Genomic DNA, 14965 nt, shown 5'->3' with positions numbered 1-14965 from the left:
GACCATGCCTATAAGGAACTGGGGCATCATTTTAAATCAGTTCCTAACGATCTATGAAAAAAGGGTCAGACTTTAAAAAAGTCCAACCCCTGTTATTTTTAACTTACACACTTAGCGGGATAGTGTCATTTAAAGATATGGTTTTCTGATGTATAATGGCATTTAAAAGATGTATCGCCGATTCTCGCAGAATAAAGAGGCAGATCCAGGCAGATTTTTTTATTGAAATGAATATGTCTGCGAACATTCTAGAGGAATACGCACAATCCTTTTCTCAAAAGGTGGCGAGATCGTTATAATTTCTCCCGAAGCTTCGGGATCGATTTCAATTTCATTATTTCACCTTAATCACCTTCCCAGGATTCCCAACAACAACAGCCCCATCAGGAACGTCTTTAATAATAACTGCGCCGGCCCCAATAGTGGCCCATTTACCGATTTTGATTTCTGGAAGTACACAAGCACCAATCCCAATATGTGTGCCCTCTCCTACTCTTACGCCACCTGCTAAGCTAGCATTTGGTGATATATGAACAAAATCTTCCAAAATACAATCGTGTTCTATAACCGCAGCCGAATTTATAATGCAGTGTTTGCCAATATTGGCACAAGCATTAATAACAACCTTTGCCATAACTGTAGTGCCAGCTCCAACCGAAGCCCAAGATGACACACTTGCGGTACGGTGAACCAAGAGTCCAAAATTAGATGGCAACCTTTTGCTTACTTCTTTCCGTATCCTATTATTACCAATTGAGATGATCCAAGTATCTTTTTTACCGGAAATACCTTCTGCAAATTTTTCAAAAAAAAGCATAACTTTTAGGGAATCAATTTTCTAAATGGGGTTGCAAGTACAATGTGTAATGTTCAAGGTTAATTATTAATTACCAATTCTCCAATCTGTCATACTGAGCAGCCCGTCCTATACGCAGACAAAAGTCAGTTGAAGAAGCGAATTAACGAATCTGGCTTGAGGCTTAAGGCATTAGTCTATACTGATTGATACTAGCTCTCCTTTGAAATAGATACCTGCATATAATAGCGTTCACCATTTAAAACAAAATAAGCACCTTCTTCAATTTTGTTTGTTGAAAGACCTCGTAATCGATCGATTATTTCCTTCCCAGAATATTTCTCATTCAATTTAATCTCTTGGATTTCTTTTAGATCTTTTCTAGAGTGAGAAGTTCCCTTGTCTATTTGGATTAAGGATTTTGGTCGCAACGCCGCTAAATCATCAAAAGCTTCATAAAAAACCTCCTCTTCTAGTTTCAGTGCTTTTTGGTAAAGTGTGTTTGCAGTATCAGAGGGTTGAACAATTAATTCTTTTTGATAGATAATGTTCCCTTTGTCCAGCATTTCTGACATAAAATGTATTGTAGCTCCGAATTTGGTGCCGTCAATAATGGCCCAACTTGGAGTATGCCAGCCTTTATTAAATGGAAGAAATGCTGGATGGAGATTTAAAAAACCTATTTTGGGAAGTTTTAAAAACTCATTAGGTATTATATAAGGAAAATGAATACCAAATATATAATCCAATTCCATTGACTTTATAATATCCAAACTGCCTTTGAAATCATTTCCTTCAAAAACCAACTCTTTATCTAATCCGGCTAAAGCAATTAATTCCTCACTATGGCTACTTTTTGAATTTTTAGAAACAAATAAGGCCGCAGGTTTATATCCTTTAGAAATTAAAAACTTTAAAATATTCAGGCTAATCTCTCTATCTCCAGCGAAGGCGTATTTCATTTAACTTTAATTTATAGTGATTTCAAAATTGATTCTGGAAATTCGGGAGATTCGTCAAAGCGATTAAATACAAATTCTGCTTCTAAATCGATTAGTTTCTTTTCCAAAGTTTCAAACTGATGAAACCAATCTTCCAAATGAAACAAGTATTGATGTATCAAATCCACTTCCTTTTCATCACATTCATATAAAAAAACTTCTAATAGTTCGTACACTTTTTCATTAGCGAGTTTTATGCGCAAGGCCTGATAATATTTTTTATCAGGTGTATAAAGATTATAAGCCGCCTGCGATCTCTTTATAGCACGATGTAATTTTTGTTTAATTGATTTCATTTCCTTTAAAATATTGTGTCGTAGCTTCTCCTTGTTGTGTAACTCCCTCGCTTTTAAATACTTTTTTTACTGTCATAAAAAGAATGCGTAAATCTAAAACAAAACTTTGTTGCTCTACATACCAAACATCGTAGTCAAATTTTTGTTCCCAAGAAATAGCATTACGCCCATTTACCTGCGCCCAACCCGTGATTCCGGGCTTTACTTGATGGCGAATACGTTGCGTTTTATTATACAAAGGTAAATATTCTGGCAATAGAGGTCTTGGTCCCACAAAGCTCATATCTCCCTTTAGCACATTCAGCAACTGAGGCAGTTCGTCTAAAGAAGTTTTACGCACAAAACTGCCAATAGGCGTAAGCCTTTTGTCATCTGGTAATAATTGGCCACTGTCATCCCTCTTGTCGTTCATTGTCTTAAACTTGATGATGGTAAATATGCGTTCATTCTTTCCTGGTCTGCGTTGGTAGAAGAAAGGTTTGCCATTGTTGGCTAAAGCCAGACCTATCCAAACCAATAAGAATATGGGACTTAAAATCACGAGACCCAATAGCGCAGAAAGGAAATCGAATAGTGGCTTTATGATGATTTTGTACATAGGGCTAAAGAATAAAGCTATCAAAGTTCGCTTGGGTTATTATTTTTACTTCAGCATTAGGATAATTAGTAGTAAACTGTTTGGGGATTTTTACATGGGCTCTAGAATTCCATTTAAACTCATATCCCGTAATCTGGCCATCTGCCTCTTCAATAAAGTCCAGTTCTTTTTGATCCTTTGTCCTCCAAAACCAATAATTAACCCACTTCCCATTATAATCCAAATATTTAATGCGTTCAGAGATTAGAAAATTCTCCCAAAGTGCACCAACGTCTGTTCTATTTTCAACCTGATTAAAGTTGGCTATAAGTGCATTGCGTATGCCATTGTCATAAAAGTATATTTTTTTGCTGTTCTTTAACTCATTGCGAACGTTCCTGCTAAAGGAGCTCAACTTAAAAATTACGTAAGTCTGCTCTAATACCGTAACATATTTTTCAACGGTTTTTGAATCGAGCCCACAAAGTTGCCCCAACTCGTTGTACGAAACCTGCGAACCAACCTGGAGCGCCAAGCCTTGTAACAACTTCACCAATTTTTCGGGTTTTTTTATGGTTTCCAGCATTAGCACATCTTTATAAAGATAACTATCCGTTAATTGTTTTAGCAGCTCCTTCTCATTTCCCTGCTGTTTTACCACTTCGGGATAATAACCATATAAAAGCCGGTGCGGGAGTAAGCGCCGCTCTTCCAGCAACCCGTGGTGCGCCACCATTTCAGAGAAAGAAAGTGGGTAAAGTTTATACTCCCACTTTCGCCCAGTCAGTGGCTCATTGACGCTGTTTGCCAATTCAAAAGAAGAACTTCCTGTGGCGATAAGCTGTACTTCCGGCAAGGTATCTGTTATTAATTTTAGGCGTAGCCCAATGTCTTTAATACGTTGCGCCTCATCGATTATCACTATTTTTTTTTTGCCTATAATGGCCTTAAATCGGTCTGCTGAAACACCTTCAAATAAGTTTTGAATATCGAGTTCATCTCCGTTCAACCAGATCATTTCTTCATTGGCCAAAAATAGTTCTTTTAGCAAAGTGGTCTTGCCTACCTGCCGTGGCCCCATGACCAAAATGGCCTTACCATCAAAAAGCTTATTCTTTATTATACCCTCTAAACTGCGTTTTATCATATATAAGTAAAGGCCAAAAATACAACTTTCTCGGAATCAAATCCATAAAAAGCACAACTTTTTCGGAATCTGTTACCTGAAATTTGAAATATTCTATGATATAAAATAATTGGGCTTATTTATAAAAGAATGGCTGTTTGGCGTCAGCTAACAATTGTCCATTGTCATCGCGCATGTCATTCATTGTCTTAAACTTGATGATGGTAAATATGCGCTCTCCTTTGCCCGGTCTTCTTTGATAGAAGAAGGGTTTGCCATTGTTGGCTAAAGCTAGACCTATCCAAACCAATAAGAATATGGGACTCAAAATCAAAAAACCGAGTAAGGCGCAAGTGAAATCGAAAAATGGTTTTATAAAAGTTTCATACATAAAACTTACAATATTAAAATTAGTCAAAATCTCGCAAGCGGAACAAAAACGAAATCTCGTTGGGTCTATTTTATATTATTTCTTAACGATATCTTTAAAGACTTTCAAATATTTTTGACTCGCAATTTCTAAAGAATAACAATTCTTTGCCTTTTCAAAAGCTTTAATACGCTGCTGCTCGATTAAATTTTGATTTTGAGTATATGTTACAAAATCTGTGACCGCCTCATCCGTTAAAACATCAGGTAATACATAACCTAATCTGTCTGCTCTTATTACCTCAGCCTGCCATCCTTCATGGTTAATCAGAATGGGACGAGATGCTGCCAAGGTATCAAAAAACTTATTAGCGGCATTTGCCCACAATTCTTTTACAGGGATAACAAAGGAACTTCCTATATCAATATCCTTATACCAAACAGGCAATTCTTGCTTAGAAACAGAATCTAAAATAAATAGATTTTTATTTAGCACTTTTTTCTCCTTTGCATATTGAATGATCTCTTCCTTCATTGCACCCTCCCCTATCAAAATAAATACAATACTTGAGTCGCTCACAAGTGTTCTTTCTGCCAAATCAACGACATATTCTATACCATTAACTCTTCCAAAGGTTCCGGCATAAAGAATTGAAAATCGAGGTTTGAATCCAATTGCATTTTCTAAAATATTTGATTCTCGGATATTGGAAAATCGATCGATTTCTGAAATATTTTCTATAACTACTACAGGCTTATTTTTACAAATCTCCGGATAACGAGAAACTACAGACCTTTTCATATCTATGGATAAAGGGACTATTGCGGAAGCTTGTTTATAAATAATTTTCTCTAAGCGATAAAGGAGCTTCTGCATAATTTTGTTTTTAATTGCTCCTATAGCAATTACCGCTTCTGGCCATACATCTCGGGCCTCAAATACAAATGGTGTTTTATGTTTCCACTTTTTTACTAATGCAGGTATTCCAATGGTTAAGGGTGTAGACGTAGCCAATAAAATATCACAATCTAGCTTTATTAATTTGAGAGAGGCAAAATAAAGAAACTGCACAAAGACAAGCATTCTCTTTGTGTAAGACATCTGATTATCATATGGAAGATAAATATAATGGACAGATAATCCATCTCTCTCTATAATTGACCATCTATTTTTAGTTTTATGAAAATTATCGTTCGTGGATGATAGAACGTTTACAGAATTGCCATTTTCCACAAATGACCTCGCTAAATCGTAGGAACGAGTTCCTCCCATTTCGTTAGGGAATTTGAAGTACTGGTGTAAATAAACCAATCTCATGTATTTATTGTTTTAATGAATTTAGCGGGTATGCCACCATATAATGCATCACCATCAGTAAATTTTTGAGACAGAACGGCTCCTGCTGCGAGAATAGAGCGGTGAGGCATAACTGCGCCAGCAGTTATTGTACAATTAGCAGCAATCCAAGAACCTTTCTTTATTAAAACTGGTGCTCCAATTGATGGAGCAAAGCGAAAAGAACCATTTAAAAAGCTATGATTGCCACCCGAAATCACACAGTTTGGACCTATTAATACTTCATCCTCTATGATAATATCTACACCTATAATAACTGTATTGGGACCAATATAAACATGATTCTTAATGATGAGACCAGATAATGAATTTATGATTGCTGAAGAAGTAACTTGAAAGTCCTTACCACATTCTTTCATCATTACTGAATACAAGAAACCCCGAAAACGCATTAAAAAAGGAATATTTGGCAAGAAAAAGGTTAAGGTTCTTATCAACCACGAATATAAAATTGAGAATTTAAGCTTCATAAAATATTTTCTTTATAAAGGATTCTATTGTAAAATTTTTAACTTTATTAAAAGCATTCAAGCGTAGAGAATTTGTCAATTCCCTATCGTTTAAGAGCCTGGAAATTTTTTCAAAAAATTGATTTTCATCATTAAAATCGGCAAACAGAATTTCTACATCGTCCTTAAAAACACGGGGCAAAGAACCAACCGGAGTACTTACTACATTTATACCGTTCGCCATGGCTTCCAAAATAACTCTTGGGGATCCTTCTGATAAACTGGCAAAACAGAAAATATCATGGTCCCTTATTATTTCATTTAATTTCAATCGATTATCAACATGCCCTAAAAAACGAACATTTGTTAACTTATAGTCTGAAACTATTTTTTTTAGCTGTACTTCAAATTCTCCACTACCAACAATAGTGAGAGAAGCATTAGGGCACTTCTCCTTTAGCTTTTTGTAGGCATTTATAACTGTCTCTACTCCTTTAGCTTTTCTTAAATAGCCAAGATAAAGAAGCTTTGGCTTCTGACTATCTATGACTTTATTGTCGTTAAAAAAGAAATCATCTTCATTTAAGGTAGAAGATATCAATGGTATGGCAGAGATTCCCTGTTTTTCTAAACGTTCCGCTAAATGATAACCATTTGTATAAACTTTAGCTCCTTTACAAGCCCACAAATACATAGAATGTTCCGGTCTAAAGAAAGTGGTGAGTAAAGTTTTTTTAAGTACTGAAAAGTTTGGATTATTTTTTGCAGCATCGATTGGGTCGCCAACAAAGTGAATTATACGATTCGAGTCTTTTAAGAATAATTTTTGCAGCCAACCAAAAGGTACTGGATACCGCGCATACGCAGTGTGGTAGTTTGTTAACCTTCTATAAATTTTTAAATAGGATAAAAAGTGCTTTATGGTGTTTACGTAACTCGTGGATGCAGGTAACGGAACAACAGATACATTATGAAAATCTTTAATAGACACGAGACTTTCTTTACTTGCATTACTATTACTTATTACTGGTGAAAGCAAACTAACCTTATTGTAATAATTAACGATTTCATTTAAATAAACCCAATGAGTATAAGGAAGATAATGGCTAAGACCGTCATAGTGTATTGACCAAGCGTGTATAAGGATACTTTTATTATTCATTGATGACAAAATTAGAAATCATTATCTGAGAGTATTTTTTTTCTTTTGTTCTAATAGTTTGCGCATTTATCATTGTCAAGAAAAACCACATAATTAAGTAGGAAAGAACACCTCCTGTTTTGCTCATTATAAAAAACATAGAAATCCATATTATAAAAAAAATGGGCTCTCTGTTTGTTTTGAAAGCTTGAATTGATTTTTTTAATAATTTAAAATAAAAAAAAGAAAATAAAAAAAATGAAATAAATCCACCCGATACTAAGAGATAAATGAATAAGTTATGTGTATCGATACTCTCTCCTGTCCTTAATCTAATTTCTTTAAAATATCCCCCTTCTCCAACCCCAAAAGGATTATCGTAAAAAATGCCCAAAGCTTGCTTCCAAATATCAGATCTTCCAGTTGTTAGTGTTGAATTTAAAAACCGTTCATACAAATTACTTTTGAGTAGAACATCATATGATAACACGAAGATTAGAACCACTATTACAAATGAAAATATTTTAGTTTTTTTTGAAAGATTGTTAGATATGAGCAACAATAATAGAACACTAAATACACATAATAAAAATGATCCTTTAGATCCAGAAGCAATAATCATAGCCATCATTAATGGCACCGGAATCAATAAAAATATTTTTTTTAACAAACTACTATGTAATTTGTTGTTAAGTGCGAGCCATATAAATACAATAACACCTAAGGAAACGCGAACACTTAAAGAGTTAGGGTTTTCACCTAAAAATAGAAGTCTATCATTTCTAACCTCAATTCCACTCCCTAATAAGTTAAAAAAATATAAAATTGCTAACACTGCCGTTCCAGCAGAAAAAAAGAATAGAGATGAAGTAATGGCCTTAGGGTCATTCTCAAAAAAAACACTAAAAAGTATATAAATTAATATTATTAAAAAAAATTTAAAATTAAACTCACTATATTCATTATTTGTATAGCCGTAAAAAAGATTTGCGATAAATAAAATCAACAATATTAGAAAAAGAGGAAAAGCCTGCTTGGAATATTTTAAGATACTAGTAATATGTTTTTTTTGAAAAATAATTAAAGTACCAATCAGGACGGCAAGAATTTCAACAATTCCAGATAGAAATAAGTCTGTTAGATTTCCAAGAGCTAATATAAAAGAAAAGAAAAATACGAGATATCTAGTCATCGTGAAAAATGTTTTTTATAAACATTGAAAACATTTATAAATCCAAATAAACTGCCTTTAACAAAAAGAGAGATAAAAAGTCCACAAGAAATAAAGGACAAACTTGTCGCAATACATGCACCCATCAATCCATATTCAGGTATTAGCAAAAAATTTAGGCCCGCATTAATAATTATTCCAACTGCAAGAGAATAATATAATGGTCTCCAATTATTTTGGGATGCCAAATACCTACTTAATAATTTAAAATAGACCATTCCCTGATTACCTATTAATAATATAATAACGGGCACAAATATCACTTGATATGCTTCAGCGTATAAAATATTCAATATGAAATGTCCTAAAACCGCAAATCCCATAATGGCGATAATATTTAACAAAAATACTATTTGCGCATAATAATTCATCTCTCCTACCACTTCATCGAGTTTATATTTCGTTCCTATCTTAAGAAAACGGGGATATAATACATTGCCGGCGGAATCGGGTAAAACCCAAACCATTTTTGAAATGCTGCTAGCAACAAAAAAGAAAGCAACCAATTCATATTGCTTGTAGAAAGATAATATGTAAACGGTTGATGCATATAATGTTAAAGATAATAATTTATTAAGAATGCTCTTAATACCATAAAGGAAATAAGATAAGCTTTTAAATAAATCCTTGGTAAATCTTATTGAGGAAACGGTGAAATATTTGATTCCTACAATGATTAAAACAAATGTCGAAACGATGGCATATAAAAGTAAAGCCTCGTTTATTTCAAACTTTATTTCTAAAAGAAACGAAAGTCCAAACGTAGTCAATAAACATACGGGCAGTATTAAATTAAGTAAATTGAACCATAGATATTGTTCTTTGAAATGAAAATATGATTTAAATACACTTGTTATAGATAGTGATATTATGCTTATGAATAAAGGTATATAATAATCAGAATCTAAATTAAAGTAATAAATAACTAAAAAGGCAATACAAAAAACAAGGAAATAAATCATAAAATTCTTACCCATATTTTCCTCATATCTTTCACCTAGTTTGGCGTGATATAAAATTGATGAGTCCAGCCCTAGCACGAAAAACATTCCTAGATAACCAATGTCCGTTAACCATTTTGCCAATATACCGTAGTCTCCAGGAGTTAATAAATGCGTAACTACAGTTTGAAAAGCAAATGTGGCTAAAGTTGCCATGAAACTAAAAATAGCCATGGACGATAACTTTTTTAGCATATTAATTGAGGTTCTTTTTGGATTTCAGATTTTACAATTCTTCCAGGATTTCCGGCTATAATTGAATTTGGAGGTACATCCTTAGTCACTACGGTGTTTGCTGCTACAATTGAATTGAATCCAATAGTAACTCCTTTGTTAATTCTTGCATATTGACCTATCCAGACATTTTTCTCTATTTTTATTGGTGATGAAACAGAATATCTCCATTTTCTAAAATTTGAATTCCAAGGAGAATTTTGCATCTTAATTCTATCTTCTGGATTAACAGAATGATTATTATTATCAACAATTGTAACATTATTAGATATCACAGTTCCTTCTTGTATTTCAATATGATTTACTGATCCGATAAAAGAACTATATCCAATTTGCACATTTTCATGAAAGATAATTTTACCTGAGTGTTGTGAAACTAATATGCAGTGTACCCGAGATTTGTCTCCCAATATGATATCTTCCCTTTTACTCCCATCAATCAAGCTTATCCTAGTTTTACGACAAAAATCGATTTTTCCTTTAAGCAAGGCCTTTTTATTAAACTTATTTGTTAAATAATATTGATAAGCTATTCTTAAAAATTTTTTCATTTTTTATAATTTTAGGTAAAATCAGAATTATTAGGACTACATTTAATCAATAATTTCTATAAGTTTATGTATTAAAAATAATTCACTCTAATCTTTAAAAATCTTAAAATCTAAGATAAGTTCGTGCTTTAAATTAAGCTAAATTCCCCCAATACCATTCCACCGCCTCTTCAATACCCTTGTCAATGTTATGGCTAGGGGTATAGCATAAAAGTCTTTCCGCCTTTTCCACAGAAGCCAAAGAATGCGGAATATCCCCCTTGCGGTTTGGCCCGTGCTTAATTTCAACCTCTGCAATGGCGGGGTCAAAGGTGCTTAAATGCTTTTTAAGTAATTCGGTAAGCTGTACCAAGGTAGTTCTGTCGCCTACTGCCGTGTTGTACACTTGGTTGAGTGCTGCCTCATTTTCGGTGGTGATGGCTAAAAGGTTCATCTGTACCACATTGTCTATATAGGTAAAATCGCGGGAGTAACTGCCATCGCCATTAATAAGCGGGCTTTCGTGCTCCATAAATTGTTTTACAAATAGCGGGATTACCGCTGCATAAGCGCCGTTGGGATCTTGGCGTCTGCCAAAAACATTAAAATATCGCAAGCCAATGGTGTTTAGGCCGTAAGTATTATAAAAATTCTCTGCATAAAGCTCGTTTACATATTTGGTGATAGCATAAGGCGATAAGGGTTTCCCTATTACCTCCTCCACCTTTGGCAAAGCCTCACTATCGCCATACGTAGAACTACTGGCGGCATACACAAAACGTTTTACTCCTGCATCGCGAGCTGCTACCAGCATATTTAAAAATCCGCTTACGTTAACCTCGTTGGAGGTAATGGGATCGATAATAGAGCGCGGCACCGAGCCGAGCGCTGCTTGGTGCAGCACAAAGTCTTGCCCTTTGCAGGCAGTATTGCAGGTTTTCAGATCGCGTATATCGCCTTCTATCAACTTAAAGTTTTCATCCGACAAAAAGGGCCCAATATTATGCTTATGCCCGGTAGCGAAGTTGTCTAGGCAGGTTACGTTTGCCCCTATTTTCAAAAGCGCCTCCACGAGGTTGGAACCGATAAAGCCGGCGCCGCCTGTGACGAGTATATTTTTATTTGCTAGGACTTGGAATTGTGTGTAATCCATTACTTTTTGGTTAATTTGGGATTAGTGATGCGTGATGCGTGATGCGTGAATCGTGATTCGTGATTCGTGATGCGTGAATCGTAAATCGTAAATCGTTACTTATCAACTTCGTTGATTCGTTATTCTTTACTTCATTACTTCTCAACTTCGTTGATTCTCTGATTAGTATTCGTTATTTTTTAAGCTAGTGGTTTGTTATTTCGTTCCCATTTCATGAATCGCAGATTCCCGATCCCGATAGCTATCTGGAAACAAATCCCGAATCCCGTTTTCCGAATATCAATCCCAGTCTACCGAATCCCGAATCCCGATAGCTATCGGGAAACGATTCCCAAATCACGCTTTCCAAATTACAACTTAGCCGTTGCGTTTTCAAGAACGCCTTTCACATCATAAACAATCGCCATTTCTTTTTTAAACGGCTCCAGGTCCAGTTTTAAAAATTCGTTATGTGCTACTCCTAAAACGATGGCGTCAAATTGGCCTTGTTTGAGGGAAGCGGTGGTTTCTATACCGTATTCGTGTTTTACTTCTACTGGGTTTGCCCACGGGTCGTAAGTGGTTACTTTTACGCCGTAGTCGCACAGGGCTTTTATCACGTCTACTATTTTAGTATTGCGTACATCGGGGCAGTTTTCCTTAAAGGTAACGCCCAGCATTAGCACTTCTGCAGAGCTGATGGCGATGTTTTTTTTGATCATACACTTTATTACCTGACTGGCTACATATTCGCCCATGGAATCGTTCAATCTTCTTCCCGCCAAAATTATTTCTGGGTGATAGCCTTTCTCCTGCGCCTTTTGCGCCAAATAATAAGGGTCAACACCTATGCAATGCCCACCGACCAAGCCGGGTTTAAAGGGCAAAAAGTTCCATTTAGTGCCTGCCGCCTTTAGCACTTCGTGGGTATCGATTTCCAAGAGGTTGAATATTTTTGCAAGTTCGTTCACGAAAGCAATGTTAATATCGCGCTGCGAATTCTCAATCACTTTTGCAGCCTCAGCCACTTTGATGCTGGGGGCTAAATATGTACCGCCGGTAATAACCGAAGCGTAAAGGGCATCGATCTCCTTGGCCGCCTCTGGGGTTGAACCCGCGGTTATTTTAAGTATTTTATCTACGGTATGTTCCTTATCGCCCGGATTGATACGCTCTGGGGAATAACCCGCAAAGAAATCTGTATTGAACTCCAAACCGCTCTCCTTCACTAAAACGGGAACGCACTCGTCTTCCGTTACCCCCGGATATACAGTAGATTCATAGATTACCGTATCGCCTTTTTTAAGCACCTTGCCCACGGTTTCGCTGGCGGCGTATAATGGCTTGAGCACTGGCCTGTTATTTTTATCTACTGGCGTTGGTACAGTAACTATAAAGTAATTACAGCTTTGGATATCCATAAGATCGGTAGTGCAGAATAGTCCGTTTTTAGGTTTTTCTGTATTGCCTTCTATACCTTCTTTCTCCAATAAATTGGCAAGGGCGCCTACGGGATTTGCCTGTAAAAGCACTTCTTGTAATATTTCATCTTCCACTTCTAAAGTGCTGTCGTGGCCTTTCTGAAGTTCTTCTACTCTACTTCTATTAATATCAAAACCTACAACGGGATATTTGGTGGCAAAGAGACGCGCCAATGGCAATCCCACATAGCCGAGACCTATAATGGCTATTTTTATATTGTTAGCCATTCCTATATCCTTAGGTTCTGCGTCGGGAGATGTTTCAAACACTTGCATTTTTCTTTTTTGGTATAAAGGTTAAATTCCAAAATCCTTGAAGTTCAAACATATAAAGATATATAAATGAATTGCTTCTTAAGAATTTTGAAGCGGCAAAGATAAAAAATGAGTATCGATTAAATGCCAATTATTATCGTTAAAATGTTAATTGTTTTTTTAATGGGAGTATTGAGTAATTAGTATTGAGTAATTAGTATTGAGTAATTAGTGGGTGTGTGTCCCGATAGCGATCGGGATCGTGGATTCGGGGTTCGGGATTCGTTTCCCGATAGCTATCGGGATCGGGGTTCGGGAATCTGCGAGTATGTGAGTATGTGTCTTGATAGCTATCGGGATCGTGGATCCGGGTCCCGATAGCTATCGGGATCGGGATTCGGGGATTCGTGTCCCGATAGCGATCGGGATTATGAGTATGTGTCCCGATAGCGATCGGGATCGGGGATTGATGGATTCGGAATGATGTAGGTGATTATTCATTCAGGATCAAACTGACAACGGATAACGGACAACTGAGAACCGACAACTGATAACTGTGAATCAGCGAGTCAGTGAATACGTGAATACGTGCATACGTGAATACGCAAGTATATAAATTATTGATAACAGAGAACTGAGAACCATCAACCATCAACCATCAACCATCAACCCCTTCGTCCACCGAAGCTTTTTCAGCGTAGGTGGAAGCAACCCCTTCGTCCACCGAAGCTTTTTCAGCGTAGGCGGAAGCAACCCCTTCGTCCACCGAAGCTTTTTCAGCGTAGGTGGAATCAACCGACAATCCCGATAGCTATTGGGACAAATACTTCCAAATCAATACCAGTCTGCGTGATAATTTTCTTCGCCTAGATAAAACATTATGCCAATACTAACATTTACGAAACTGCCTGTAACAGCTTCAAAGTTTGGGCTTAATAGCTCGCCATTGTATGCATAGTGTTGTTTAAAGCTGCTTATATAGCTTAGGTCTCCAAAAAGCGCGAAGTTGTTGTTCAGTTTCAGCTGTCCCGTTAAACCCAGAAGCATGTTTCCCATATGGTCTGTGCCGTTAACCGAAGTTGGTTGGGCAAAAGTAATGCCTCCACCTGCGTGCAATAACAACCCAAAACGCTCTCTGAAGTGATAGTCCACATTTAAGAGTCGGCCAAGGTTGGCAACTCCTTCCAGGCCAATACGGCTCATGCTTATTCCCATATCAGAATCGTCTGGATTGGCAAAACGGTTAAAGGCATAATGGCCCTTCAATCCAAATTTTTCGGTAAACATATACCGCCCTGCCAACTGGAATTGTTTAAAGGCAATATACTTTGAACGTGAAATGCCATCGTTGGGCGCAAGAGGCACGTGGACACCGGTGGAAATCTCGGCAGAAAAACGGTTAAAATTATTTTCTTGGGCGAATAGGTTCATGCCGGAAAATAGAAAAATAGCTACTAAGTAGGTTCTAATAGATAATAAATTCATTACAAAAGTTTAGGTTAAGTTCGTAAATACGTCTTAGTAATCTCAACCTGGGGAGGTTAGAAATCACTATCACAATAAGGATTGGGGAACCCTTTTTGCGAGGCCGCAAGATAAAAATATCATCATTATAACGCACAGATGTTTTATTTTATTTGGTGGACGCGGGGTTTTTTATTGGTGAATTTGTTTCCGGATAACTAGCGGGATCGTTAATTCGGGTCCCGATAGCTATCGGGATCGGGATTCGTTATTCATTATTAGTTATTTGTAAATTCGGATGATATAAGTGGTTAATTGTGGGATGAATCCTTCGAATGCGCTCAGAACAGGGAGGCTCGTAATTATTAATGAATTATGACATTTCCTAATGCCTAATGCTTACAGCTTATAGCCTAAAGCCATTGTCGTGAATTTGTTTCCCGATAGCTATCGGGATTTCGAGTGCGCTCAGAACAGGGAGGCTCGTAATTATTAATGAATTATGCATTTCCTAATGCCTAATGC

The 14965-nt window shown here is 36.4% G+C and carries 15 protein-coding genes and 1 pseudogene; all 16 read right to left on the bottom strand.

Annotated elements, in window-relative coordinates; genetic code table 11:
• Positions 1-334 precede the first annotated feature (334 nt).
• On the bottom strand, positions 335-817 hold the full coding sequence (locus tag ESV24_RS14810; RefSeq protein WP_111815803.1) for a NeuD/PglB/VioB family sugar acetyltransferase: 483 nt from the start codon (positions 815-817) through the stop codon (positions 335-337).
• 191 nt (positions 818-1008) lie between these two features.
• Positions 1009-1758 carry a formyltransferase family protein gene (locus tag ESV24_RS14805; RefSeq protein ID WP_111815802.1) on the bottom strand — a complete coding sequence of 250 codons (750 nt, stop codon included), beginning with the start codon at positions 1756-1758 and terminating at the stop codon, positions 1009-1011.
• A gap of 11 nt (positions 1759-1769) precedes the next feature.
• Positions 1770-2093: a hypothetical protein gene (locus tag ESV24_RS14800; RefSeq protein WP_111815801.1), complete on the bottom strand. Its 324-nt coding sequence runs from the start codon at positions 2091-2093 to the stop codon at positions 1770-1772.
• Positions 2080-2691 carry a sugar transferase gene (locus ESV24_RS14795; RefSeq protein ID WP_111815800.1) on the bottom strand — a complete coding sequence of 204 codons (612 nt, stop codon included), beginning with the start codon at positions 2689-2691 and terminating at the stop codon, positions 2080-2082. Before ESV24_RS14795 ends, ESV24_RS14800 begins: the two co-directional genes overlap by 14 nt.
• Positions 2692-2695: 4 nt before the next feature.
• The gene (locus ESV24_RS14790; protein ID WP_111815799.1) at positions 2696-3817 is read right to left on the bottom strand and encodes an ATP-binding protein; all 1122 of its coding nucleotides are present in this window, start codon (positions 3815-3817) and stop codon (positions 2696-2698) included.
• A 133-nt stretch (positions 3818-3950) separates the two neighbouring features.
• A pseudogene (locus tag ESV24_RS14785) lies at positions 3951-4187 on the bottom strand (sugar transferase); the annotation flags it as partial.
• 75 nt (positions 4188-4262) lie between these two features.
• Positions 4263-5438 carry a glycosyltransferase family 4 protein gene (locus ESV24_RS14780; protein ID WP_160110599.1) on the bottom strand — a complete coding sequence of 392 codons (1176 nt, stop codon included), beginning with the start codon at positions 5436-5438 and terminating at the stop codon, positions 4263-4265.
• Positions 5439-5479: 41 nt separating this feature from the next.
• Positions 5480-5992 carry an acyltransferase gene (locus ESV24_RS14775; RefSeq protein ID WP_111815796.1) on the bottom strand — a complete coding sequence of 171 codons (513 nt, stop codon included), beginning with the start codon at positions 5990-5992 and terminating at the stop codon, positions 5480-5482.
• A complete protein-coding gene (locus ESV24_RS14770; RefSeq protein ID WP_111815795.1) occupies positions 5982-7133 on the bottom strand; it encodes a glycosyltransferase family 4 protein in 1152 nt (383 codons plus the stop codon). The genes ESV24_RS14775 and ESV24_RS14770 overlap by 11 nt, the downstream gene beginning before the upstream one ends.
• Entirely contained in the window at positions 7126-8304 is a 1179-nt protein-coding gene (locus ESV24_RS14765; protein ID WP_111815794.1) for an O-antigen ligase family protein, read from the bottom strand. Before ESV24_RS14765 ends, ESV24_RS14770 begins: the two co-directional genes overlap by 8 nt.
• Positions 8301-9518 (bottom strand): MATE family efflux transporter, encoded by a 1218-nt coding sequence (locus ESV24_RS14760; RefSeq protein ID WP_160110598.1) that lies wholly within the window; start codon positions 9516-9518, stop codon positions 8301-8303. The genes ESV24_RS14765 and ESV24_RS14760 overlap by 4 nt, the downstream gene beginning before the upstream one ends.
• A gap of 14 nt (positions 9519-9532) precedes the next feature.
• Positions 9533-10129 (bottom strand): acyltransferase, encoded by a 597-nt coding sequence (locus tag ESV24_RS14755; RefSeq protein WP_111815792.1) that lies wholly within the window; start codon positions 10127-10129, stop codon positions 9533-9535.
• A gap of 133 nt (positions 10130-10262) precedes the next feature.
• Positions 10263-11261, bottom strand: coding sequence for an SDR family oxidoreductase (locus tag ESV24_RS14750; protein WP_111815791.1), 999 nt, complete (start codon positions 11259-11261; stop codon positions 10263-10265).
• Positions 11262-11611: 350 nt separating this feature from the next.
• Positions 11612-12949: a nucleotide sugar dehydrogenase gene (locus ESV24_RS14745; protein WP_111815824.1), complete on the bottom strand. Its 1338-nt coding sequence runs from the start codon at positions 12947-12949 to the stop codon at positions 11612-11614.
• A gap of 685 nt (positions 12950-13634) precedes the next feature.
• Positions 13635-13778 carry a hypothetical protein gene (locus ESV24_RS15410; protein ID WP_160110597.1) on the bottom strand — a complete coding sequence of 48 codons (144 nt, stop codon included), beginning with the start codon at positions 13776-13778 and terminating at the stop codon, positions 13635-13637.
• Positions 13779-13810: 32 nt separating this feature from the next.
• Complete coding sequence (locus tag ESV24_RS14740) at positions 13811-14461, bottom strand: hypothetical protein (RefSeq protein WP_146743148.1); 651 nt, start codon at positions 14459-14461, stop codon at positions 13811-13813.
• Positions 14462-14965 lie beyond the last annotated feature (504 nt).

This window comes from Aequorivita lipolytica (assembly GCF_007997135.1).
In the GTDB taxonomy this organism is placed as follows: Bacteria; Bacteroidota; Bacteroidia; order Flavobacteriales; family Flavobacteriaceae; genus Aequorivita; species Aequorivita lipolytica.
This window is presented reverse-complemented; position numbering and strand designations above follow the sequence as displayed.